16 protein-coding genes and 1 tRNA gene are annotated in these 23,200 nt (G+C 62.1%); 13 read left to right on the top strand and 4 right to left on the bottom strand.

Translation table 11 applies throughout. The annotated features are described in order from the left end of the window. Positions 1-249 precede the first annotated feature (249 nt). The 3 genes from gltB (at position 250) to pyk (ending at position 7,877) form a co-directional block, all read left to right on the top strand. On the top strand, positions 250-4,866 hold the full coding sequence (gltB, locus tag QFZ40_RS11525; protein ID WP_306904504.1) for a glutamate synthase large subunit: 4,617 nt from the start codon (positions 250-252) through the stop codon (positions 4,864-4,866). Then, positions 4,859-6,316: a glutamate synthase subunit beta gene (locus QFZ40_RS11520; protein WP_306904503.1), complete on the top strand. Its 1,458-nt coding sequence runs from the start codon at positions 4,859-4,861 to the stop codon at positions 6,314-6,316. The genes gltB and QFZ40_RS11520 overlap by 8 nt, the downstream gene beginning before the upstream one ends. Before the next feature lie 70 nt (positions 6,317-6,386). Beyond that, positions 6,387-7,877, top strand: a complete 1,491-nt coding sequence (gene pyk / locus QFZ40_RS11515; RefSeq protein ID WP_306904502.1) for a pyruvate kinase — start codon at positions 6,387-6,389, stop codon at positions 7,875-7,877. 88 nt (positions 7,878-7,965) lie between these two features. On the opposite strand, the gene QFZ40_RS11510 is transcribed toward pyk, so the two are convergent. Further along, complete coding sequence (locus QFZ40_RS11510) at positions 7,966-8,571, bottom strand: ANTAR domain-containing response regulator (protein WP_306904501.1); 606 nt, start codon at positions 8,569-8,571, stop codon at positions 7,966-7,968. A 204-nt stretch (positions 8,572-8,775) separates the two neighbouring features. On the opposite strand from QFZ40_RS11510, the gene QFZ40_RS11505 reads away from it, so the two are divergent. Together QFZ40_RS11505 and QFZ40_RS11500 are read left to right on the top strand one after the other, a co-directional pair. Next, positions 8,776-8,857 (top strand) — tRNA-Leu (locus QFZ40_RS11505). Positions 8,858-9,338: 481 nt separating this feature from the next. Beyond that, positions 9,339-9,566, top strand: coding sequence for a hypothetical protein (locus QFZ40_RS11500; protein WP_306904500.1), 228 nt, complete (start codon positions 9,339-9,341; stop codon positions 9,564-9,566). Positions 9,567-10,020: 454 nt separating this feature from the next. Here QFZ40_RS11500 and QFZ40_RS11495 read toward each other — a convergent pair whose 3' ends face one another. Together QFZ40_RS11495 and QFZ40_RS11490 are read right to left on the bottom strand one after the other, a co-directional pair. Next, complete coding sequence (locus QFZ40_RS11495; protein ID WP_306904499.1) at positions 10,021-10,614, bottom strand: HD domain-containing protein; 594 nt, start codon at positions 10,612-10,614, stop codon at positions 10,021-10,023. A gap of 314 nt (positions 10,615-10,928) precedes the next feature. Beyond that, entirely contained in the window at positions 10,929-13,751 is a 2,823-nt protein-coding gene (locus QFZ40_RS11490) for a helix-turn-helix transcriptional regulator (RefSeq protein ID WP_306904498.1), read from the bottom strand. A 164-nt stretch (positions 13,752-13,915) separates the two neighbouring features. Between QFZ40_RS11490 and QFZ40_RS11485 the strand changes: the two genes are divergently transcribed. The 7 genes from QFZ40_RS11485 (at position 13,916) to QFZ40_RS11455 (ending at position 19,573) form a co-directional block, all read left to right on the top strand. Beyond that, entirely contained in the window at positions 13,916-14,437 is a 522-nt protein-coding gene (locus QFZ40_RS11485; RefSeq protein WP_306904497.1) for a MarR family winged helix-turn-helix transcriptional regulator, read from the top strand. A gap of 134 nt (positions 14,438-14,571) precedes the next feature. After that, a complete protein-coding gene (locus QFZ40_RS11480; protein ID WP_306904496.1) occupies positions 14,572-15,528 on the top strand; it encodes an alpha/beta hydrolase in 957 nt (318 codons plus the stop codon). Between the two features lie 102 nt (positions 15,529-15,630). Then, a complete protein-coding gene (locus QFZ40_RS11475) occupies positions 15,631-16,011 on the top strand; it encodes a nuclear transport factor 2 family protein (RefSeq protein ID WP_306904495.1) in 381 nt (126 codons plus the stop codon). Between the two features lie 73 nt (positions 16,012-16,084). Continuing rightward, positions 16,085-16,444: a UBP-type zinc finger domain-containing protein gene (locus QFZ40_RS11470; RefSeq protein ID WP_306904494.1), complete on the top strand. Its 360-nt coding sequence runs from the start codon at positions 16,085-16,087 to the stop codon at positions 16,442-16,444. Then, on the top strand, positions 16,441-17,676 hold the full coding sequence (locus QFZ40_RS11465; protein ID WP_306904493.1) for an NAD(P)/FAD-dependent oxidoreductase: 1,236 nt from the start codon (positions 16,441-16,443) through the stop codon (positions 17,674-17,676). The genes QFZ40_RS11470 and QFZ40_RS11465 overlap by 4 nt, the downstream gene beginning before the upstream one ends. 288 nt (positions 17,677-17,964) lie before the next feature. Further along, a complete protein-coding gene (locus tag QFZ40_RS11460) occupies positions 17,965-18,087 on the top strand; it encodes a ribosomal protein bL36 (RefSeq protein WP_306904492.1) in 123 nt (40 codons plus the stop codon). 289 nt (positions 18,088-18,376) lie between these two features. Beyond that, positions 18,377-19,573: a low temperature requirement protein A gene (locus tag QFZ40_RS11455; protein WP_306904491.1), complete on the top strand. Its 1,197-nt coding sequence runs from the start codon at positions 18,377-18,379 to the stop codon at positions 19,571-19,573. A gap of 244 nt (positions 19,574-19,817) precedes the next feature. Here QFZ40_RS11455 and QFZ40_RS11450 read toward each other — a convergent pair whose 3' ends face one another. Next, positions 19,818-20,693: an NAD(P)H-binding protein gene (locus QFZ40_RS11450; RefSeq protein WP_306904490.1), complete on the bottom strand. Its 876-nt coding sequence runs from the start codon at positions 20,691-20,693 to the stop codon at positions 19,818-19,820. 1,478 nt (positions 20,694-22,171) lie between these two features. Here QFZ40_RS11450 and QFZ40_RS11445 point away from each other — a divergent pair. Continuing rightward, on the top strand, positions 22,172-23,197 hold the full coding sequence (locus QFZ40_RS11445) for a hypothetical protein (protein WP_306904489.1): 1,026 nt from the start codon (positions 22,172-22,174) through the stop codon (positions 23,195-23,197). Positions 23,198-23,200 lie beyond the last annotated feature (3 nt).

Raw genomic sequence — 23,200 nt, 5'->3', positions numbered from 1 at the left:
TCATGGGCAGCAGAGTTACCGCTCGAAGCGCCCACACCACAACGTCGTGGCATCGGGGCTGAACCCGGACAGCAAGAGCTGCTGACCGGTCAAGTCCGGGTCACGGGTCTGCGTAACTGTTAGTTCAGCAGGCCCGGCTGGCCTACAATTTCCTGTAATTAACACTTTGTTGTGCCGGTCACAAAGGCGCTCTCAGTGGGGCCAACGGTGTCCCTTCCATACGCACGATCAGGAGGAAGGACGTCTCCCATGACCCAAACTCTTCACACTCCCAGTTGGTCTGAACCGGACCAGCCTGAGGCTGCCATGTCGCCGTTCAAGCGCTTCGCGGCCCTGCCGGAGGCCCGTGGGCTCTACAACCCCGAGCAGGAGAAGGACGCCTGCGGTCTTGCGATCATTGCCACCCTCCGCGGCGAGCCCGGTTACGACATTGTTGACGCCGCACTGACTGCCCTGCGCAACCTGGAGCACCGTGGCGCCGTGGGCGCCGACGAAGGAACCGGTGACGGTGCCGGCCTCCTGATGCAGATCCCGGATGAGTTCTTCCGTGCCGTCACCGAATTCGAACTTCCCGCACCGGGCCAATTCGTGGCAGGTACGGCATTCCTGCCAGCGGAGCGGCGCGAAGCCGACGCCGCGAAGGCCGGTATCGAGGGCCTGGCCGCCGACGAGGGCCTGGTTGTCCTTGGCTGGCGCGAAGTGCCCGTTGTCGCGGACCTCGTCGGCGCCATGGCGCGTGCCTGCATGCCGTATTTCTCCCAGCCGTTCCTGGCCTCCGCCACCGGTGAGGAACTTGACCGGAACGAACTCGATTCCCGGGCCTGGCGGATCCGCAAGCGTGCGCAGAACAAGTTCGGCGTGTACTTCCCGTCGCTGTCCTCCCGCACCATCGTCTACAAGGGCATGCTCACCACTGCCCAGCTGGAGCCGTTCTACCCGGACCTTTCGGACAAGCGGTTCAAGACCAAGCTGGCGATCGTGCACTCCCGCTTCTCCACCAACACCTTCCCGTCCTGGCCGCTGGCCCAGCCGTTCCGCACCATTGCCCACAACGGTGAAATCAACACCGTCAAGGGCAACCGCAACTGGATGCGTGCCCGCCAGTCCCAGCTTGCCAACCCGCTGCTGGGCGACTCCCCGGAAGAGCTGTACCCCATCTGCACGCCCGGGGCATCAGACTCGGCGTCCTTCGACGAGGTAGCGGAACTGCTGTGGCTTTCCGGCCGGCCGATCACGCACTCGATCATGATGATGATCCCGGAGGCCTGGGAAAACCACGCCACCATGGATCCTGCGCGGCGCGCATTTTATGAGTACCACTCGCTGCTGATGGAACCGTGGGACGGCCCGGCCGCCGTCTCCTTCACCGACGGCAACCTGGTGGGTGCCACCCTGGACCGCAACGGCCTCCGCCCGGGACGGTACTGGATCACCGAGGACGGACTGGTCGTGTTCGCCTCCGAGGTGGGCGTGATCGACGTCGAGCCCTCCAAGGTGGTCAAGAAGGGCCGCGTCTCGCCGGGCAAGATGTTCCTCGTGGACACCGACGCCGGCCGGATCATCGACGACGAAGAGGTCAAGGCCGACGTCGCCGCGGCCAACCCCTGGGCCGAATGGGTCAAGGACAACCTCATCGACCTCAACGACCTTCCCGAACGCGAGCACGTGGTCCACACCGCCGCCTCCGTGAACATCCGCCAGCGCACCTTCGGCTACACCACGGAAGAGCTGAGGATCCTCCTCGGTCCGATGGCCCGCACCGGTGCCGAGCCGCTGGGTGCCATGGGCTCAGATACCCCCGTGGCTGTGCTGTCCAAGCGTCCGCGCCTGCTCTTCGACTACTTCGTGCAGTCCTTCGCCCAGGTGACCAACCCGCCCCTGGATGCCATCCGTGAAGAGCTGGTCACGTCCCTGACGTGCGCCATCGGTCCGAACGGCAACCTGCTGGACACCAAGCAGGTCCGCCAGCCGCAGGTTTCGCTGCCGTTCCCCGTCATCAACAACGACCAGCTGGCGAAGATCGCCAACATTGAAAACGCCGACGGCGACAAGGTCGCCATGAAGGTCCGCGGACTCTACCGCCCCGAGGGCGGCGAGAACGCGCTCCGGGCCCGGCTCACCGAAATCTGCGAGCAGGTGTCCGGCGCCATCAACCGTGGCGTCCAGTACGTTGTGCTCTCCGACCGTGACTCCAACGCGCAGTGGGCGCCCATCCCGTCCCTGCTCCTGGTCAGCGCCGTGCACCACCACCTGCTGCGCAGCGCCAACCGCACCAAGACCGCCCTGGTGGTCGAGGCCGGCGACGTCCGCGAGACGCACCACGTTGCAGTGCTCGTCGGTTACGGGGCTTCCGCCGTGAACCCCTACCTGGCCATGGAATCCGTGGAGCAGCTGATCAGCAGCGGCGACGTGGTGGGCGTGACGCCGCAGGACGGCGTCTACAACCTCATCAAGGGCCTCGGCAAGGGTGTCCTGAAGATCATGTCCAAGATGGGCATCTCCACCGTGGCGTCCTACACGGGTGCGCAGACGTTCGAGGCCCTGGGCCTCGGGCAGGAACTGGTGGATGAATTCTTCGCCGGGACGCACTCGCAGCTTGGCGGCGTGGGCCTTGACGTCATTGCGGCGGAAGTTTCCGCGCGGCACCAGATGGCCTACCCGGAGGGCGGCATCGAACTGCCGCACCGCCCGCTCCTGGGCGGCGGCGAGTACCAGTGGCGCCGCGATGGCGAGCCGCACCTCTTCAACCCGGAGACCGTCTTCCGCCTGCAGCACGCCACCCGTGAGCGCCGGTACGACATCTTCAAGTCCTACACCAAGGGCGTGGACGACCAGTCCGAGAACCTGATGACCCTGCGTGGGCTGCTCAAGTTCAAGACCGGTGAGCGTCCTGCAGTGCCGCTTGAGGAAGTGGAGCCCGTCTCCAGCATCGTCAAGCGCTTCTCCACCGGAGCCATGAGCTACGGCTCCATCTCCAAGGAGGCGCACGAGACCCTCGCGATCGCCATGAACCGGCTGGGCGGCAAGTCCAACACCGGTGAAGGCGGCGAGGACGTGGACCGCCTCCTGGACCCGGAGCGGCGCTCTGCCGTCAAGCAGATCGCGTCCGGCCGTTTCGGCGTCACGAGCCTGTACCTGAGCAACGCTGACGACATCCAGATCAAGATGGCGCAGGGTGCCAAGCCCGGCGAAGGCGGCCAGCTGATGGCCCAGAAGGTCTACCCTTGGGTGGCCCGGACCCGGCACTCGACTCCCGGCGTCGGCCTGATCTCGCCGCCCCCGCACCACGACATCTACTCGATCGAGGACCTCGCGCAGCTCATTTACGATGCGAAGCGCGCCAACCCCTCGGCCCGGGTGCACGTCAAGCTCGTTTCCGAGGTGGGGATCGGCACAGTTGCCGCCGGTGTCACCAAGGCGAAGGCCGACGTCGTGCTTGTTTCCGGACACGACGGTGGAACCGGTGCCTCCCCGCTGAACTCGCTCAAGCATGCGGGTGTGCCGTGGGAGCTGGGTCTCGCAGAGACCCAGCAGACCCTCATGCTCAACGGCCTCCGCGACCGCGTGGTGGTTCAGGTGGACGGACAGCTCAAGACCGGACGCGACGTCGTCATTGCCGCGCTGCTGGGCGGCGAGGAGTTCGGCTTCGCCACCGCTCCGCTGGTGGTGTCCGGCTGCATCATGATGCGCGTCTGCCACCTGGACACCTGCCCGGTGGGCGTCGCGACGCAAAACCCTGAGCTGCGGGCCCGCTTCAATGGCAAGCCCGAGTTCGTGGTCAACTTCTTCGAATTCCTTGCCGAGGAAGTCCGCGAAATCCTCGCCGAGCTTGGATTCCGCACCCTGGAGGAGGCAATCGGCCACGCCGAAATGCTGGACGCCCGGGACGCGATCAACCACTGGAAGGCCGACGGACTGGACCTCGATCCGATCCTGCACGGTCTTGAGTTCGACGACGACGCTCCGCTGCGCAACCTCACCTCACAGAACCACGAGCTGGACAAGCACTTCGACCAGCGCCTGATCACGATGGCCACCGAAGCGCTGACCGACCGCAGCCCCGTGAAGATCGCGGTGGATGTCATCAACACCGACCGTTCCGTGGGAACCATGCTGGGCCACGTCGTTACCAAGACGTTCAGCACCGACGTGCTGGCGACTGACACGATCGACATCACGCTGACCGGTACCGCCGGCCAGTCGCTGGGCGCTTTCCTTCCGGCCGGCATCACGCTGCGGCTCTACGGCGACTCCAACGACTACGTGGGCAAGGGCCTTTCCGGCGGACGGATCATCGTCCGGCCGGACCGCACCAACGTGTTCAAGGCCGAAGCCAACGTCATCGCTGGCAACGTGATCGGCTACGGCGCCACCAGCGGTGAGATGTTCCTGCGCGGCCAGGTGGGCGAACGCTTCCTGGTCCGGAACTCCGGTGCCACCGCAGTTGTCGAAGGCATCGGCGATCACGGCTGCGAATACATGACGGGCGGCCAGACGCTCATCATCGGCCGCACCGGCCGTAACTTCGGCGCGGGCATGTCCGGTGGTACCGCGTACGTGCTGGACCTGCGGACCACCCGGGTGAACAAGGATGCCCTGCAGTCGGGCGAGCTCCAGCTCCTCGAGCTCGACGCCGAGGACCGGGACATCGTCCACGGCCTCCTGGTCAAGCACTACGAGGAGACGGAATCCCTGCTGGCCGGGCGGTTGTTGGAGAACTTCGACGACACCGCTGCCCGCATTACCAAAGTGCTGCCGCGCGATTACGCAGCAGTCCTGCAAACCCGTCTTGACGCCATCGAAGAGGGCCTTGACCCCGACGGCGAAGAAGTATGGTCTCGAATCCTGGAGGTGACCGGTGGCTGATCCACGCGGATTTCTGAAAGTACGCCAGCGTGAAACCCAGCCACGGCGCCCCGTTCCGGTCCGCATCATGGACTGGAAGGAAGTCTATGAAGCCCAGGAAAAGGGTGTCCTGAAGGCGCAGGCAGGCCGCTGCATGGACTGCGGCGTGCCGTTCTGCCACCAGGGCTGCCCGCTGGGCAACCTGATTCCGGAATGGAACGACCTCATGTGGCGGGACAAGGGGGAGGAAGCGATTGAGCGGCTCCACGCCACCAACAACTTCCCCGAGTTCACCGGCCGGCTCTGCCCTGCTCCCTGTGAAGCCTCCTGCGTGCTGGGAATCAACCAGCCGGCAGTCACCATCAAGCAGGTGGAAGTCTCCATCATCGACGAGGCGTTCGAGAACGGCTGGGTCAACCCGCTGCCTCCGACGCGCCTGACCGGAAAGACTGTCGCCGTCGTCGGCTCCGGCCCTGCCGGACTCGCCGTAGCGCAACAGCTCACCCGGGTGGGACACACTGTCGCGGTGTACGAACGGGACGACAAGATCGGCGGCCTGCTGCGCTACGGCATCCCCGACTTCAAGATGGAAAAGGAGCAGGTGGACCGCCGCATCGAACAGATGAAGGCGGAAGGCACCCGTTTCCGCACCGGCGTGGCTGTGGGCACCGACGTCACATGGGAGCAGCTTCGCCGCCGGTACGACGCCGTTGTGGTGTGCACCGGCGCCACCGTGCCGCGGGACCTGCCCATCCCCGGGCGTGACCTGGACGGCGTCCACTTCGCCATGGATTACCTGGTACCGGCCAACCGTGTGGTGGCAGGGGAGTCCGTGGAGAACCAGATCCACGCCAACGGCAAGCACGTGATCATCCTCGGCGGCGGCGACACCGGCGCGGACTGCCTCGGAACTGCCCATCGCCATGGCGCGGCCTCGGTCACCACCCTGGCCATCGGCAAGCAGCCGCCTATCGAGCGGGCCGGCCACCAGCCCTGGCCGACCTTTCCCACCCTCTTCGAGGTTGCCAGCGCCCACGAGGAAGGCGGCGAACGCACATACCTCGCCTCCACCGTGGAGTTCGTCGGCGAAAACGGCAAGCTGACCGGGGTCAAGGTTGCCGAAACCGAGTTCGTCGACGGCAAGCGGCTGCCCAAGGCCGGCACGGAGCGGATCATTCCCGCCGACCTGGTGTTCCTGTCCCTGGGCTTCACAGGCGCCGAGCCTGCCGGCATCACGGAACAGGTCAGCGCTGAGTTCGATGGACGCGGCAACGTATCACGCGACGGCTACTACATGACCAACACCGAGGGCATCTTCGTGGCCGGCGACGCCGGCCGCGGGCAGTCGCTCATTGTGTGGGCGATCGCCGAAGGCCGGGCATGCGCCGCAGCGGTGGACAAGTTCCTGATGGGCAGCACCATCCTGCCCGCGCCGGTGGCGCCCAACGACCGTGCCATCGCCGTTCTCTGACGCGGGATGAACCCCTGACGTTCATCTCCACAACAACTTAACCAATGCAGCAAACTACTAGGGTAGGTATATGAGACGCGCTAAGATTGTGGCCACATTTGGACCGGCAATTGCCAGCTTTGAAAACACCCTCGCGGTGCTGGAAGCCGGTGTGGACGTTGCCCGGATGAACATGAGCCACGGCGATTATTCCGTGCACGACAACACCTATGAGAACGTCCGCAAGGCTTCGGCCTCGCTGAACAAGCCCGTGGCGATCATGGCTGACCTCCAGGGCCCCAAGATCCGCCTGGGCCGCTTTGTCGACGGCCCCCACGCCCTCGCCGTGGGTGACACGTTCACCATCACCACCGAAGACGTCCCGGGCACCCAGGAGATCTGCTCCACCACGCTGAAGAGCCTCACCGAGGACGTCAACGTGGGGGATGCCCTGCTGATCGACGACGGCAAGGTAGCCCTGCGCGCCGTCGAGGTTGACGACGTCAAGGTCGTGACCGTCGTGACAGTGGGCGGAATGGTGTCCAACAACAAGGGCATCAACCTTCCCGGCGTGGCAGTCAACGTCCCGGCGCTGAGCGAAAAGGACGAGGATGACCTCCGCTGGGCCATGCGCCGCGGTGTTGACCTCGTAGCGCTTTCGTTCGTCCGCGACGCCTCCGACATCGTCCGCGTGCACGAGATCATGGACGAGGAAGGCCGCCGCGTGCCGGTGATCGCCAAGATCGAAAAGCCGCAGGCCGTGGACCAGCTGCACGAGATCATCGACGCCTTCGACGCCATCATGGTGGCCCGTGGCGACCTCGGCGTGGAGCTTCCCCTGGAGGAAGTGCCGATCGTCCAGAAGCGTGCCATTGAACTGGCCCGACGCTGGGCCAAGCCGGTCATCGTGGCCACTCAGGTCCTGGAATCCATGATCGACAACCCGCGCCCCACGCGTGCCGAGGCCTCGGACTGCGCCAATGCAGTGCTGGATGGTGCTGACGCCGTCATGCTGTCCGGTGAGACCAGCGTGGGCAAGTACCCGATCGAAACCGTCAAGGTCATGGCCCGGATCATCGAGTCCACCGAGGTCCACGGACTTGAGCGCGTCCCGCCGCTGGGCACCAAGCCCAAGACCCGTGGCGGCGCCATCACCCGTGCCGCCGTCGAAATCGCCGACCAGCTGGAAGCGAAGTACATCTGTACCTTCACCCAGTCCGGCGACTCCGCACGCCGGCTGTCCCGCCTGCGTCCCATCAAGCCGGTGTTCGCTTTCACCCCGGTGGAGCACGTCTGGAACCAGCTGGCGCTGACCTGGGGCATCCAGCCGGTGCTGGTCCCCATGGTGGGCCACACCGATGAGATGACAGCCCAGGTTGACCGCAGCCTGCTGGAGATGGAACTCGTCGAGGACGGCGACCTGGTGGTCATTGCCGCCGGTTCCCCTCCCGGGAAGGCCGGTTCCACGAACTCGCTCAAGGTGCACAAGGTGGGCGACCTCGCCGACACTTCCGGACCGGGCGAGCCTGCCGGGAACAAGGAAAAGCTCGGCCCGTGGCCGGAACGCAAGAAGAAGCCTTAATCAGCTGACAAAGGAGGGTCCCCGCCAGTTTTGAACTGGCGGGGACCCTCCCTTTTGCTTTTGTTGTCTTTGTTTGGCTACTGCCGCGTCAGTTGACCTGGTTGATGATGGTCTCGGCTACCTCGCGCATGCTCAGGCGGCGGTCCATGGAGGTCTTCTGGATCCAGCGGAACGCCTCAGGCTCGGTGAGGCCCATCTTGGTGGTCAGGAGGCTCTTGGCGCGCTCCACCAGCTTGCGGGTGGCGAACTGCTCCTGCAGATCAGACACCTCGCCTTCGAGGGCCTTGATTTCCTCGTGGCGGGAGAGCGCAATCTCCAGGGCAGGGATGAGGTCGGCCGGGGTGAAGGGCTTGACCACATAGGCCATGGCGCCCGCATCGCGTGCACGCTCGACGAGTTCCTTCTGGCTGAACGCGGTCAGCAGGACCACGGGGGCGATGCGGGCCTTTACGATCTTCTCGGCGGCGGAAATGCCGTCCATGACGGGCATCTTGACGTCCATCAGGACGAGGTCCGGCTTGAGTTCTTCCGCGAGCTGGACGGCCTTCTCGCCGTTGTCTGCCTCGCCCACAACGTCATAGCCTTCGCCGCGCAGGATCTCGATGATGTCGAGGCGGATGAGGGTTTCGTCCTCCGCCACAATGACGCGGCGCGCCGGCTGGGATGAGGGTTTGGGCTCCGTCGGTTCAGTCACGGGATCTCCTTGGAAAGGTACGGCGGGAACATCACTATCTTAGGTGCGCCCGCGGCTGTACATGATCTGCATGGTCGATTGCGGCGTCGGCGGCGCGATTCTGGAATTCAGCCTATCTGGATGTAGAGTAATTCCGCGTACGTGAAGCGATCGCGTTGCTCACAATCAGCTGTGGGCGTACCGTGGTGGCTCCATGTATTCCGCGCCCGAGTGGCGGAATTGGCAGACGCGCCGCACTCAAAATGCGGTATCGAAAGGTGTGTGGGTTCGAGTCCCACCTCGGGCACAGCAGATCCCCTCGTCAGAGGGGTTTTTGCTTTAACGTGTGTATAAAGCTTGTGGTGGCGTCCCTCTGACGCTGGTGCGCGGGCTGTGGCCTGGCTGAGGCGGTGGCCTATTCGGTTATGTGGGTGGCGGGCTCAGAGCCCTGGCGAGTGGGCCCTCCGCCTGCTGTCGGCTGAGTTTTGCGGTTCCTCGTTTCGGTTCTGTCGCGGTTGGTCCTGGGTGACCAACACCAGTTCATGGTTCAGGGCCGCAGCAACTACATGACACCGCGCGCGTTGCGGTCTGGAGCGTTTTCTGGAGGTTCTCTTGGGAGCAGCTGATGCCCTGTTTGTCCTGCCACATTGAGTGTTGACAGTGTCCACACTTACGTCGCTTTTTTGCGGTGGCGGGCGTAGTGGGAACGTGCGCCCGATTCGTTGTTGCATAGCTTCGCGCCTTGGGCCGGCTAGTCCGCCGGGTAGTACCAGGTCGAACCATTCGGTATGGCGATTGATCTGCGGGTACCCGAAGACCTCGACCGGCGGTTGGAGCAGTTCGCTGCGGAGGAACACAGTTCCGCGTCTGCGCTCCTACTTCAGCGGGCTGAGCTGGTTTTGCGGCGCCACGCGCGGCGCCGCGACATCAGTGCCGGACTGGGCTGCGTGATGACCGGCACGATTTCAATACAAACGAGGGCTTCGATCTTGCAGTTGGGGTTGCCGCTGCATTGATTTCCGACCGCGGCTGCATCGGTCTCACAGCACATGGTTCTGCGGTAACAGTCGCTGCAGCAAGATCCCGGACGTGGTGCTGGCAGTGCTGAATGCCAGTATCCGCAATCATGCACGCGTTCCGGCGGAGTCTGAAGGTGTCTTGGATCTTAGAGTTCCCAAGCCCCCTGTCAGATATGAAGAATCGAATCCCATCCTGACTCTCCCTGAACACCTGCCAGACGTCAGGTTGGCGTGTAGCCCCAGCTGGGCGAACTCCGTGACGGCGCTCTTCAAAAGCACGAATAATCTGAAATCTAATATGCACCGGATACCAAGTAGGCCGAGCTGACGGGCCAACGGGGGAGTTGCGGCAGCAACTGGCCGGCTTTGGGCTTCGGAGGGCGTACCAGACCAGGTCCGGGCGCAGGCCGCGGACGTTGCGGCGCGCAGTGTCCGCGGTCGCAACAGGTCCTCAGAAGGCAGGGTTGACGCCGGACTGGTTCGGGTCGGCCAAGTGAGCCTGTAGCAGCGCTCCGGGCCATGAGGCGGGCGGTGCTTTGGCGGGGTTTCGTGCTGCCTGTTTGACCACGGCATTCCCAAGTTCCTGCTCGATCATGAGTCGGGGGTGCAGTGCTTCGGCCGTGGAGCGGTAACGGGCTGTGTGCGGCAGCAGCGTTTCATCACCGAAATCAACGCGGACGCCGAGCCGGAGGTAACGAGTTAAGGGGCCTCGGCGTTCGGCGATCTGTGGCGAGGTGTGCAGGGCGATTGCTTCCCACACTGCATCGACGCGGGAAGCGTCCCACCCATGTTCATCGAGAAAGCCTGCGGCTGCATCCGCGCCTTCGATCTCGAACCGGTGGGGCCCGTCGTATTCCTTGGCAGTCCCTGCGTCATGGAAAAGCGCAGCTACCTGCAGTGCCTGCAAGTCCACGGCGCACCCTTCATGCTCAGCGATGGCCTGCGCGAACCCGAAGACCCTGATGCTGTGGTTGATGATGGCTGGGTGGAGGCGGCGGGTAATCAGGTCCTTCCCTGCTTGGATCAATGGATCATTGGCGCTCATGGAGGGAGCCTAGCAAGGACAGGGGCACCATGAAACCACCATGCTCGCAGCGCTTCTGCGGGGTGCTCAAGCCCGTGTGCACTTTGGAACGGCGCAGCTGTGTCAGTCCGTGTTTGAGAGGAAGGCCGGGCTTGGTGAAGCGGCTGCCTGACCGTGCTGCTTCAGTGACGAGTTCCTCGGGTAGATCCCACTGGCGGCCGATGGCTTCGCGTCCTCGAGTGCGTTAGGACGGCTGATGTCACCTGCCTGGCGTTCATGGGGACACCATGGGCGGGCAGGTGCCGTTGATAGCGCCAGCCCTCGGGGAGCCGGCCTCAGCTTTCTTGGTGGGAATGACGAGCGGCGTCGTTCGGTGACGGCACTGAACCTTCGGCCGGCCCGATGCGCTCGAAGGCTTCCCGTAGCTGAAATCGACTGGTGATACCGAGTTTGGGGAAAACCCGGTATAGATGCGTGCTTACCGTCCGATGTGACAAGTAGATCTCATCTGCGATCTCCTTGTTGGACAGACCCCGGCTGGCGAGTGTGGCGATTTGCAGTTCCTGGGGTGTGAGCATATCCAGTTCTGAGGGTGCGGCCGCGGGCAGGGTCCGCGGCACTTCTCCGGCCGCCCTCAGTTCCTTGGCAGCCCGATCCGCGAACTGGGCGGCGCCTGCGGCGTTGAAGGCCTGAAGCGCTGCTGACAGATGGATCCGCGCCTCTGCCGGTTGCCGGTCCCGGCGCAACCATTCACCGTAGAGGAGCTGGGTACGCGCAAGCTCGAGCACTGACTCACTGACCTCCCCGTGCTGGATGGCCCGTTCGAAGTGCCCGGCCGCGGTGGAGGGTTCGGCGAGGAGAGCTCTGCTTCGTTCCACGAGTGAAGCTAGAAGTGGCGAGCGATACACCTTGGCGATGGTGTCAGCCTGCGCTACATTCTCCAGTACGCTCTCGGGCCGGCCCGCACGCACTGCCGCCTCAGCACGATCCGCGGTCGCCCACAGGGCACGTGTTGGATGGACACTCATGTGGGTGAATTCGATGAGGGCGTCACGAAAACGTTGCTGCCCAAGTGCGATGAGACCAGCTGCCCACCGCGTGTCTGCACTGGTCATAGCAAGCGGTGAAGTCTTCATCAGTTCGCGACTATGAGCGAGGGCGGCTTGTGCCTTGGAGAAGTCTCCGAGGAGGGCGTTGGCGCGTGCGACCGTGGCTGCGGCGGTGCTTTCCAGCATTGGTTGGGAGGTATCCCGGGCCATCCGCATGGCGTACTCTGCATCGGCCAAGCCTTCCCGGACCTGGCCCCACAGGAGACGGACGCCGGCTCGCCCTCGCAGCGCCTGCACCTCGTCAGCGGCGGCCCCTCGGCCCGCGAAGCGCTCGTATGCGAGACTCCATGCGGTGAGGGCGGTTTCGGTGTCCTGAAGGGATTCTGCCGCTATCGCAAGAGATACCAGTCCGAGGGGCTGGTCAACGAGCTGGGTCACGAGCTGGGGCAGTTCGGTTCGAAGCTCGGGGAAGCCGCCGAGTGGTTCCAGGACTGCCAGGGCCACTGTCTTTAGCGGATTGGGTGTTTTTGTGGAGCAGAGTTCGTCCTGCAGCCAGTGCCGGTCCTCTTTTGGAGAATTCCGGCCCCGAGCGGACAGGGCAGCACACCACAAGACAATGGTTCGGTGTTCGACGTTTTCAGGGCCGGCAAGTTTCCCCAGGATGAGGTCCAGGTCACTTCGTGTCAGTCCGCGAACTCCCGCGGTGAGGCTCAGGATGCTCCGAGTGATTGCCAGGCGGGAGACGGTATCGGCATCCTCAGCGATCAGGTCAGCGTGTTCCAGGCTTTCGAGTGCTTCGCTCGTTTTTCCTGCTGACCGTGCTGTCGAGGCTGCTGAAGCTAACCGTGAGGCTTTCCTGGCTGGGTTGGTGGAGAGCATTGCAGATTTGCGGAAGGTCACTGCGGCTTCAACGAGGGCTCCACGGCTCTCGGCCCGTCTGGCCACGTTGTCCAACTCGGCAGCTATGGCTTCGTCCTGTCCGAATGTTGCCGCCGCCCGATGCCACGCGGCACGGTCAGGGTCGGAAATTGATAGTGCCAGAGCCGCGTGGGCTCGGCGGATGTCATCACTTGTCGCAGCACCATGGATAGCTGACCGGAGCACGGGATGGCGAAACGTCAGGCTGCCCTCTGCTATCTGGATCAGACCGGCACGTTCAAGCGGTCCGAAGTCTGCAAAGGTGAGATCGAACGTGTGTGCCGCGTCGAGTAAATCCGAAAGGTTCGCATCATCCGCGACCGCGGCCAGAAGCAGCATTTTCTGGCTTCGTTCCGGCAAGGTGCGCTTATGGCTGAGGAAGGTATGCTCCAGCCGTTTTGTTGTAGGAAGTGTCGCGTGCAGTGCCGTGTCCGCTGATCCGTCACGACGGAGCGCTATGGACAGTTCGCAAAGCGCAAGAGGGTTGCCTTCCGCTTCCCGCAGTACCCGTGCCCGTTCGCTGGGGGAGAGGCCGGCACCAACAACGGTGATGAGCTCCTCGGATGATTGGGAATTGAGGGGCCCAAGCAGGAGTCGTTCCAAACGCATGTCATTGACTGCTGCCCCATCCCATGGCGGTCGGGTCGTTGCGAGCAAGGCGATTGCGGAGTTCTCCAAGCGGAGACTGACAAAGGTGATGACGTCAGTGCTGGAGTGGTCTACCCAGTGCAAATCATCCACGGCGATGAAGATCGGTTTATCAGCAGCAGCCTCTTCGAGCAGGCTCAACGCCGCTACGCATACCAGCAGTTTGCCGGGGGGAGGGCCTTCCAGCATTGCCAGCGCTGTCATCAGTGCTTCTCGTTGACGGGGAGGAATGGCGTCGATGTAGTGCAGTATCGGATACAGCATCTCGTGCAGACCGTTGAATCCGATCGCAGCAGCGCCTTGCATGCCGGTGCAGCGGAGGGTCCGGAAACCTGCCTCTCGTGCCTGCCGCTCAGCAAGAGCCAAAAGCATGGATTTCCCGGTGCCTGGATCACCTTCGATGATCAGAGCCTGGCCTGTACTCGTTGTTCCGCCGACAAGAGCTGTCAACCGGGTCAGCTCCTCATCGCGACCAACGAGACGGTCGGGTGCAACCTCCTCAACGGCTTTGTTACTGTTAGCCCCCCACAGAGGTCTGGACATGGCCTTCTTTCGGTACTTTGCGTGAAATATCATTCAAATCTATACGCGGGGTGTGATCGTTAGTCAAGGAGCAGGACCTTAGCCAGTTGGCGGTGCTCTGGGTTGTGTTGGGGCGGTGTCGTGTCTGGTCGCCGTATCGTGGGGACCAGGGTTAGGAGAGGACAATGACGGTGCCTGGCGAGTATGAAGTTGCGGAAGAGTCTCCCTATGCCCTTCTATCCACTAAGGAAACCAGGGCGTGGTACGCCTATATGAAGGTTCAGCTTCGGCTTCGTTATGAGATGAACCGCCAACTTCGGGCAGACCACGGCCTCTCGCTTGCTGACTACGACATACTTGTTGCTCTCATCAGCGAGGAGGACGCCACACTCTCTGTATCAAGTCTTGCAACAAGGATTGGGTGGGAGCGTAGCCGGGTCAGTCACCATGCACGGCGTATGTCTGAGCGTGGGCTTGTCCATCTGCAGCCCAGTGCGACAGATAAGCGGTCGACCGCAGTCTCGCTGACCAAATTGGGTAGAACATCCTTGGCTGCGGCCTCTCCTGGTCACATCGCGTTGGTCAAAGGGATGTTTCTCGGCGTTCTTGATGATCAGCGTACGGACCTGCTCGCGGAGACTTTCGAGATGATTTACGAGGAATTGATCCGCTCCGGGACACTCCCGCGTCCTGTCGATCACCCCTAAGGAGGAGGCGTGAACGTCGATGGGCTTCAGCCACGGATACGTCAGTTGACGGATGCGCGGCCACAAGGCGTTCGGCAAAGGTGGAGGGGGAGATAAAAAGATCTCTCACCCCTTTTTCGTAGCAAGGAGCCGTCATGCCCGGAAACCCGAAAGCTTATGCGCTGGAAGCTGCAGCGCAGGACTTTGTGGAAGCGACGTCCAACCCTCCCTTCCTGTACGAGCTGTCGCCGGCCGAGGGGCGGAAGGCTGTGGATGGAGTCCAGGATTCGCCCATCGCGAAGCCGGATGTCGATGAGGAGTGGATAGAGGTCCAGGGTGGGCCGACGGGATCGATAAAGGCCCGCATCGTCAAGCCCTTGAACAGCACCGGGAATTTGCCGGTGATCCTGTACATCCATGGCGCAGGGTGGGTATTTGGCAACGCCCATACCCACGACCGGCTCGTCCGCGACCTCGCTATCGGAACGAACGCGGCCGTGGTGTTCCCCGAGTACGACCGGTCACCGGAAGTCAGATACCCGGTTGCCATCGAACAAAGCTACGCAGTCGCGCAGTGGGTTGCGGCGAACGGCAGCGAACAAGGCCTGGACGCCAGCAGGTTGGCAATCGCCGGCGACTCCGTCGGTGGCAACATGACCATCGCGGTATCGCTCCTGGCGAAGGAACGTGGCGACCTGAAGTTCGCGAAGCAAATCCTGTTCTACCCCGTAACAGATGCCTCCTTCGATACCGGCTCGTACACCGAGTTCGCTGAAGGCTACTTCCTGACCCGCGATGCCATGAAGTGGTACTGGGACCAGTACACCCAGGACGGAGAGCGCACCAAGTCAACGGCCTCTCCATTGCGGGCCCCCCTCGAGGAACTGGCAGGCCTGCCCGAGACACTGATAATTACAGCTGAAGCCGACGTCCTGCGTGACGAGGGCGAGGTTTTCGCAGCCCGGCTGCGTCAGGCTGGAGTCAAAGCAACCAACGCCCGCTTTGGCGGCATAGTCCATGACTTCGTCATGCTCAACTCGCTTCACGATACCGAGGCCGCAAAACACGCCATCCTGCTCGCTGTTGCGTCACTGAAAGCAGCACTGGCCTGATGACGGAGCGGGGACAGGAGGCATCGGTGCGTGAAGTCACATCATTTTTCACCGTCTCCATCCCGCCACGGTGTACCTGATGGCTGTTAAAAGGAGAACAAAATGACCGAATCCATCAATGCAATCGCCGCTGAACATCTCAGAATCTGGAACTCCCAGCCGAGCGAGGAACGGTCATCGGCGGTAGCTGGAATTTATGCATCGGACGCTGTCGTAGCGGAGTCAAACGCTACATACTTTGGACAATCCGGAGTCGAGCAAGCCATTGACGCGCTGCACGCTGCCCTTCCCGGCATGCAGCTGGAGATCACCGGCGCAATCCAAACTGCGCAGGAACTTTCAACGTACACATGGACCCTAGGTCCTCAGGGCCAACAAGCGGTTGTGACAGGCCGCGACGCCCTGACGATCAAAGACGGCGTTATCACGGCCTTGTATGTGTTCATCGATGCCGCTCAGGAACAACCGTCAGCTGAGTCCTGAGCCGGTGGCGGACAGACAGCGCTATCTCCTCCTGGTCACCAACACACAGGCACGGAAGCGAAGAGGAAACATCATGGGAATTGAGAGTGGGATCGACGAATTCGTCCCTCCAAGTGGGGAAGGATGCGTCGAGTGCGATGCCTCTGGTAGTTGGTGGGTGCATTTACGCCGTTGCGCTGCGTGCGGGCACGTTGGGTGCTGTGATGACTCCCCAAACAAGCACGCCACCGCACACTACAGGCAGACGGGTCACCCTTACGTCCAAAGCTTCGAACCCGGAGAAACGTGGTTTTGGAGCTACCCGGAGCAACAGATGCTCGCAGGGCCACAGCTGGCGCCACCTACCAGCCACCCTGAATCGCAAGGCGTACCGGGACCTCGAGCCAGGGTGCCGGAGAACTGGAGGAGCATCCTGTCAGGACCTCGCGCATGAACGAAGCACACAACCCCGCGGTTGTGCGGGTGCTGGGACTCCCAGGAAGCCCTGAAGCTTTCGCCATCCGCGACTTCCTTACCCGAAGCGGAGTCAGCTACGCCTGGGAGGACGTTACTTTCACGGACCTTTCCGTCTCTGCACTGCTGCCCATTGTGGAGTTCCCCGACGGTCGGCGCGTCACCAACGCCATCGTATCGGCAGTGGCTGGAGCACTGGGGTGGTTATCACAGCCTACGCTTCGTGAATATGACCTTTCGATCTATGGTGCTGGTCCGGCAGGTCTATCGGCCGCTGTCTACGCGGCTTCCGAAGGGCTGCGGGTTGTCGTTCTCGAACGTGACGCCGTGGGAGGGCAGGCCGGGTCCAGCAGTTTGATTGAGAACTACCTAGGCTTCCCACAGGGAATCGCAGGCGCGCAGCTTGCCGAGCGTGCCCGCCAGCAAGCCCTAAACTTCGGGGCAGAGATCCTCATCATGAGAGAGGGGATCAAGGGGAACTTCCGCGATGGCCTGATGTACGCGACCCTGGCTGACGGTTCGACCATGGTGGCCCGGTCGAACGTCTGCGCAACTGGGGTTCGATGGCGCCGCCTTGGCCTGGTGCACGAGGAGGAGCTCATCGGCCGAGGCGTGTACTACGGAGCCGGAACCAGTGAGGCAGGGAACTGCATCGACACAGAGGTCGTCGTGGTGGGAGGAGGCAATTCAGCCGGCCAAGCAGTCATGAATCTGGCGGCCTACGCAACGCGCGTAATTATGGTGGTGCGGGGTGATTCCCTTGCTGCCACACTCTCAAGCTATCTTTCAGACCGCATTATGGCCCAGCCGAACGTCGAAGTCAGGCTCAACACCCGAGTCTCGCACCTGCACGCCCAAGATGGGATCCTGGCCGGGGTCACTCTCGTGGACGCATCCGGCGTGCCAGACATTCATAGCGCGAGCCGACTCTTCATTTGCATTGGAGGAGAACCGGAAACCGAATGGGCGGCCGGAACCCCGATTATCCGGGACCAGCTGGGCTACCTGGTGACGGGCCCGGACCTGCAGAACAAGGACCTCGACGGCGTTTGGCCCCTAGAGCGCCCACCGTTTTACCTGGAGACGAGTGTCCCCGGATCATTCGCAGCCGGAGACGTGCGGCACAAGTCCGTCAAGAGAGTTGCCTCAGCGGTAGGAGAGGGAGCGATGGCTGTGACTTTCGTACATCGCTTCCTTGCCGAAGCCTTTTGAACGTAAAAACAAATACCCTGCAGCCAAGGACGTGCCCCGAACGCAAGTGCGGACACCCATGTCGTCGTGGTTGGCTGGCAATCCAGAAATTGCAACGCCTGCGCGTGCCCGGAGACGTTCCGCGAACTTCGGTTCAAATCTCCACGCGTCCTTATCGATGAAAGACGAATGTGAAGGCGCGTTTGGCCTGGTTGGCGCAAGTGGGGACGGTAGGGAATAGCGGCACGCTACCTCCAGTTGAATAAACGCAAGGAATTTCAACGCAGATCCATAAAGAATGGAACACAGGTGAAGGTCCGCAATTCGCTCCGCGCTCTCAAGACCAATCCAGGCAGCCAAGTGGTCCTCCGTAGAGGCCGGACGCTCCTGATCAACAAGAAAAACCCAAGGAACAAGGCGCGGCAGGGGTGAAGCTGACACCCGGCCTACCCGCGCCTGGTCGGGGCGCCGAAAGACGGCGGCGCCCCAAAAGCGCTTTATGATGCCCGGGAGAAGCTGTTGTCCGCAGCAATGCTTGCGGAAAGATCCTCAGCAACGGTTGTCGGTCAGTAGCCTTCGAGTTCTTCTTCCCACGACGGCATCGATATGCTGGTCGGCCTTTGAAGAGTGTTTCAGTTAGGCGATCTCGCTGCTTCTGACCGGCGCATAATGGCAGCTGATGTGGTCCTCCTCCGGGCGTCCAGTGAAAGGACTTTGTGTGATGCGAAGCCAGCGCCGAACACTTCCCACAGCACGCGTATCCGACGAGTCGCATCGCGTCACCACGTTTGAGCTCTTCTTCGACCTGGTCTTCGTGTTTGCGTTTACCCAGGTAACGGGGTTCATGACGCACGAGCACTCATTCTTCGGTGTCTTTCAAGGCCTGATCATCCTCTCGATGCTGTGGTGGTCCTGGGTTTGCTACTCCTGGCTGGCTAACCAGACCCACGCGGACGAAGGCCTCATGCGACTCGGACTAGCCACCGCCATGATCTCAATGTTCATCGCCGCACTTGCCATCCCCGAATCATTTACTGATCTCGAGGGTGGGCTGAACGGACCGCTCGTTCTGTCGGTGGCCTACGTCGTCGTCCGCGTCCTGCACCTCAGTCTTTACGCCTATGCAGCAGGTGATGACGTGCCACTGCGGCGGCAAGTCCTGAAGGCTACAGCGGGCATGATGTTAGGCTCCGCCCTGATTGTCACAGGGGCACTGGTTGGAGGCTCGGCACAAACGTGGTTCTGGGCGGCAGGGGTCGCCACTGATGCCGGCATCACCTACGTCACCTCCGCACGCGGCGACTGGCGTGTCCACTCAACAGCACACTGGACCGAGCGCTACGGCCTCGTTGTGATCCTGGCACTTGGCGAATCCATCGTCGCTATCGGCGTGGGTGCCTCGGCTGAACCCGTCAGCGTGCCCATCCTCCTGGGAGCCTTCGCGGGCGTCACTCTCTCCATCTGCCTATGGTGGCTCCACTTCGACGTCACAGCCATAGCCGCCGAACACCGGTTCGCCGCACTCCGCGGAAGCGCACGAGCAACAATGGCTGTCGATGCTTACACCTACCTGCACCTGCCCCTCGTCGCCGGCATCGTGCTCTCAGCTTTCGGTGTGGAGGAGGTCCTGGCCCACACCACTGAGACCGAGGGTTTCGGCACACTCGGGGCATCCGCGCTGTACGGCGGCACGGCCCTCTACCTGCTCGGCAGCACGGCATTCTGGCGGCGTATAGGAGGCGGTTGGAAGAAGGGGCGGCTTGGCGGCAGCGCCGTGATGCTCCTGTTCATTCCAGTAGCCGCCCCGCTGGCACCGCTGGCGGCACTCGTCCTCGTGGCAGTCGTCACCGGCCTGCTCGTGGCCGCTGAAAGCACCCTGTACGCCGAAACGAGAGCCGCGGTCCGAGCCCGCCGATGACGTCATGGAACCAGACCACCGCGCTACTACTCCCGGCAGAAAGCAATAGCGCGGTACTATCCGCCTTGACGTTTGAGGTAATGCGGGAGGCTTCACGCCTCCCCGACTGTCGCAGCAGAAAGACCACACGCCGCCGCAGGACAATCGAGGTGGCCAACCTGCTCTCGGGAGTCTTGACTGGGTGCTTATCAGGCAGGTTCCTCTCAAGCCGAAGGCACACGCAGGCGTTGTCACCTTGCGGTTCCTAGCCGCGGATCAGGGCCTCTGCCCGGAAAATCGCGGCCGATTCCGCAGCGAAGTGTGCAAAGTCGAGCGGATCCCGATGCAGGAATTTCTGCACATCGCTGGAAACAGCACCCGCGTAGCCCGCGCGAATGACTTGGTCATACAGGATCGTCATATCCCGTGCGTACTGCTCGTCATTGCCTGCAGCGACCATCTGAGCGAAATACGCATCCGGGTCACCGTCTATGTAACGGATTTGCCTCCCGCTGGCCAGACTGATGGCTGTCGCGGCCTGAGCCATGGTTAGAGAGGCGCCACCTGTAACGGTCACATCCTCAGCAAGCGGTTCAGAACGAACAACTGAGGCGATTACCTGTGCCACGTCATTGGCGTGAACCATCGCAATCGGAGATTCTCCCATCGGGAGGCGCCAGGCGCCGTCCGCTTCAATCCACGAAGCGTACTGCAGCAAGTTCTGCATGAAGAATCCCGGACGGACGATCGTGAAAGGCACCCCGCTCTCTTGTAGTTGCTTCTCAGCGGCCCAGTGTGCCCGAGCCAGAGCCAACCCCGCATCAGGGCTAGCCCCACCTACCGATAGCTTCACCAGACGTTCCACGCCTGATCGACGAGCAGCCTCGATCACGTTGCCTTCCTGCTCAGCCTGCCGAGGTGAGTTGGCGGCGATAAGCACCACACGATCAATGCCCTCCATTGCCTTGTTGACCGCGCTGGCATCATCGAGATCAGCGATCGCTGGTTTTACTCCCACCGGAAGGGCTGTTACCCGCGAGGCGTCCCGAACGGTCCCGCGAACATCATCCCCCTGTTCAAGCAGCTCTTGAGCTACACGGCTTGCAATAGTGCCGGTGGCACCGATAACTAAGACCTTCATTCGTTTTCTCCTCGTTTTGAGCATCACTCTTCTAGTGACGGGCTATCCGAGCCGTGACTTCTGAAGCTCCGCTTGGAGCAGCATGTTGAGCAATACCAACTCTTATCAAGTGCGTGACATGTCACGTTATTCCCTGTATCGAATCTTTCCCCGCCCGAGATCTCTCGCGCCCAGCGTCTCGCCGGCCTTATGCGTGGCATCCCTGGACGGGACTTGTCCATCATGACCGTGCAGCAAGGCCGGGACATCCGTCATTTGACTGAGCTCACTTTCTCTCGGGATGTACAGGGGCTCTCGGCCGGCATGGGCTTCCGGGGCCGGGCGCACCCGGGGCGGCGGAAAGCGGTGGTTCGTGTGGGGTTGCCCGGCATTCTCTGATGGGGCGGTGGCCGGCCGTTGTACCCGGCGGGCTGGATCGGCGGAAGCAATCTCCTGCGGATCTGTAGTCAGTGTGGATGATGGCAGGGCCAAGCGCAGTTCAAAGTTCGATAATGTCGCCTTCGCCGGCGCCTCTTGGGATTGTGCGCGCCTGCGTTGAACAGGGCAACGCTTGGTGGAAGAACTGCCGTGTCTTGCAGAAGGTGATCTTGTTGCCCGTGCGGGTCGGTGCAATCACCGCCGCCGTCCTGGTCGTCTTGCACCTTGAGCGCGGCCGCAACACGTGACCCACCGTAATAGTTAGAGGCGCACAGAGATTCTGACTTGTCGGAGGCCGGAAAAACGCCACGAATGACGGCAGGAAACAGCCGCTTCGGCAGCCCCTCCCCGGTCATTCTAAAACGCTGATAATCGACGTTTCGTCGTTCTGGCCTTAGCCAGCTCTTCCTGGTTTGCCTGTGCGCGTCGCCATTCTGGGATTTTGTTGTCGTGGCGGACAAGCGACCCTTGCGGAGTGCGAGAGGACGACGTGGGGGATAGGTGGTGGATCAAGTAATCGGTGAAGTCCAGCCCATCCCGGGCGCGAGGTGGCGAAATGGGGCAGCGAAATGGGCAAAAGAAAGGTGTGCACATTGTGCACACTCTGGGCTGCGGATCGGGTCGTACATCGGCCGGTTCGGCTCGGATTGCGTATGTTTGGGGGGAAGTGGCGGATTTGCAGCCCGGAGTCCGGTTCGAGTCCCACCTCGGGCACAGTGTTTCCGCAGGTCAGCGGCCTTTTTGTCTTTTTACTGTTGACAAAGCTTGACTTTTGAAGTCGAGGTGGTCAAGGGGCCTTATATTTCTGGCGACGACCGCGGCACCAATGGGAGGGTTGGAGAACGCTGGAGCGCGCAGTCCGTGGCCGTGATTCTGAATACCCATACCATTCTGATGCCGCCGCAGCCATCATGGGCGGCGGATTGGGCCACCCTGCCGATACAGCCTCCGGACTCACGTGGAGTGCTGTTCCTTGACGAGGAGTCAAATCTCTGGCACCCCACGCTCCCCGGTCAAGGACATTGCCAAAGTTGTCGGCGCGTTTGGGTAGCGTTGATTCCATGCGTGCCATAGACCTTGAAGCCCGAGTCATTTCTGCCATTGATCGGATACGAGCTGGCGAGTTGGTCGAACATGATCTCATCGAGTGCAAGCGAGATTGGCCGCAGGAGAGCAAGGCGCGTCAACTGGCCGGGAGTCTCAACCGGGCTGGTGGTGACCCGGTGATTTACATCATTGGCATCCATGAAAAATCCCGCGATGTTCACGACGTTTCTGGGACCGACGTCCTCGATTGGTGGGGGCAAATGACGCCCAAGTTTGACCAGCTTCCGCCTGAGATGGTTCGGCACATATCAGTACCGGTGGGGGACGGCGGCAAACATGTTGTGGCAGTTGCCTTCGCTTCCGACCGAGCCCCGTACTTGGTGAAGACCGGGAACGCGAATCCCAGCCTTGAAGTGCCAATGCGTGAAGGGACCGGAACGAGGACTGCCAGGCGTGACGAGCTGCTGCGCATACTGATACCGACCGTCCGGCTGCCCCAAACTCTAGTCCTGTACGTCAACCTTCGCGCTAACTACTATCCGCCAGGAACAACCGGCCGGGACCAGCGGATGGAGGTCACGGGTCAGTTGCGTCTCTACGTGGAGCATAATTCAGGCAGCATCGTAACCCTGCCGGCTCATGGAATGAGGGGCCGGGTTACGGTGAAGGGCGAAGCGTTCGATATCGCCGTGACCCCTCCGCAGGAAGAGGGCGCCGTCCCTATGGGACAAACACGTTTCACATTCCAAAGACCAAGTGACGGCGTTGTTTTGAGCGCACCACGTGCTGTACCGCTGGGACTGAGAGTTCAAGACCTGTTGCCTGAGCATGCAGCGCTTTTCGGTGATGCCGACGAGTTGGAAGTCGACGTTGCATTCGAAGTCCTGCACGCTACAAAGTCCCTAAAAATCAAGACTGTTCTAAGCCGAGAACAGGAGAGCAACCTTGGCCAGGAGGGCATCGTCGACGGCGTTTACACCAACAGCTATTCGCCAGGCACGTGGAGCTTCAACCAGGGGGTCCTGCCTTTCGATGACTGAGCC

It is taken from the genome of Arthrobacter pascens (assembly GCF_030816475.1).
Taxonomy (GTDB): Bacteria; Actinomycetota; Actinomycetes; order Actinomycetales; family Micrococcaceae; genus Arthrobacter; species Arthrobacter pascens_B.
Note: the sequence above shows the minus strand (reverse complement) of the source record. Positions and strands in the feature narration are given on the sequence as shown.

What these genes read in the sequence shown, in the direction of transcription:
- gltB (WP_306904504.1), top strand. Translation starts at nt 250, where the DNA reads ATGACCCAAACTCTTCACACTCCCAGTTGGTCTGAACCGGACCAGCCT.
- pyk (WP_306904502.1), top strand. Translation starts at nt 6,387, where the DNA reads ATGAGACGCGCTAAGATTGTGGCCACATTTGGACCGGCAATTGCCAGC.
- QFZ40_RS11500 (WP_306904500.1), top strand. Translation starts at nt 9,339, where the DNA reads ATGGCGATTGATCTGCGGGTACCCGAAGACCTCGACCGGCGGTTGGAG.
- QFZ40_RS11495 (WP_306904499.1), bottom strand. Translation starts at nt 10,614, where the DNA reads ATGAGCGCCAATGATCCATTGATCCAAGCAGGGAAGGACCTGATTACC.
- QFZ40_RS11490 (WP_306904498.1), bottom strand. Translation starts at nt 13,751, where the DNA reads ATGTCCAGACCTCTGTGGGGGGCTAACAGTAACAAAGCCGTTGAGGAG.
- QFZ40_RS11485 (WP_306904497.1), top strand. Translation starts at nt 13,916, where the DNA reads ATGACGGTGCCTGGCGAGTATGAAGTTGCGGAAGAGTCTCCCTATGCC.
- QFZ40_RS11480 (WP_306904496.1), top strand. Translation starts at nt 14,572, where the DNA reads ATGCCCGGAAACCCGAAAGCTTATGCGCTGGAAGCTGCAGCGCAGGAC.
- QFZ40_RS11475 (WP_306904495.1), top strand. Translation starts at nt 15,631, where the DNA reads ATGACCGAATCCATCAATGCAATCGCCGCTGAACATCTCAGAATCTGG.
- QFZ40_RS11470 (WP_306904494.1), top strand. Translation starts at nt 16,085, where the DNA reads ATGGGAATTGAGAGTGGGATCGACGAATTCGTCCCTCCAAGTGGGGAA.
- QFZ40_RS11465 (WP_306904493.1), top strand. Translation starts at nt 16,441, where the DNA reads ATGAACGAAGCACACAACCCCGCGGTTGTGCGGGTGCTGGGACTCCCA.
- QFZ40_RS11455 (WP_306904491.1), top strand. Translation starts at nt 18,377, where the DNA reads ATGCGAAGCCAGCGCCGAACACTTCCCACAGCACGCGTATCCGACGAG.
- QFZ40_RS11450 (WP_306904490.1), bottom strand. Translation starts at nt 20,693, where the DNA reads ATGAAGGTCTTAGTTATCGGTGCCACCGGCACTATTGCAAGCCGTGTA.
- QFZ40_RS11445 (WP_306904489.1), top strand. Translation starts at nt 22,172, where the DNA reads ATGCGTGCCATAGACCTTGAAGCCCGAGTCATTTCTGCCATTGATCGG.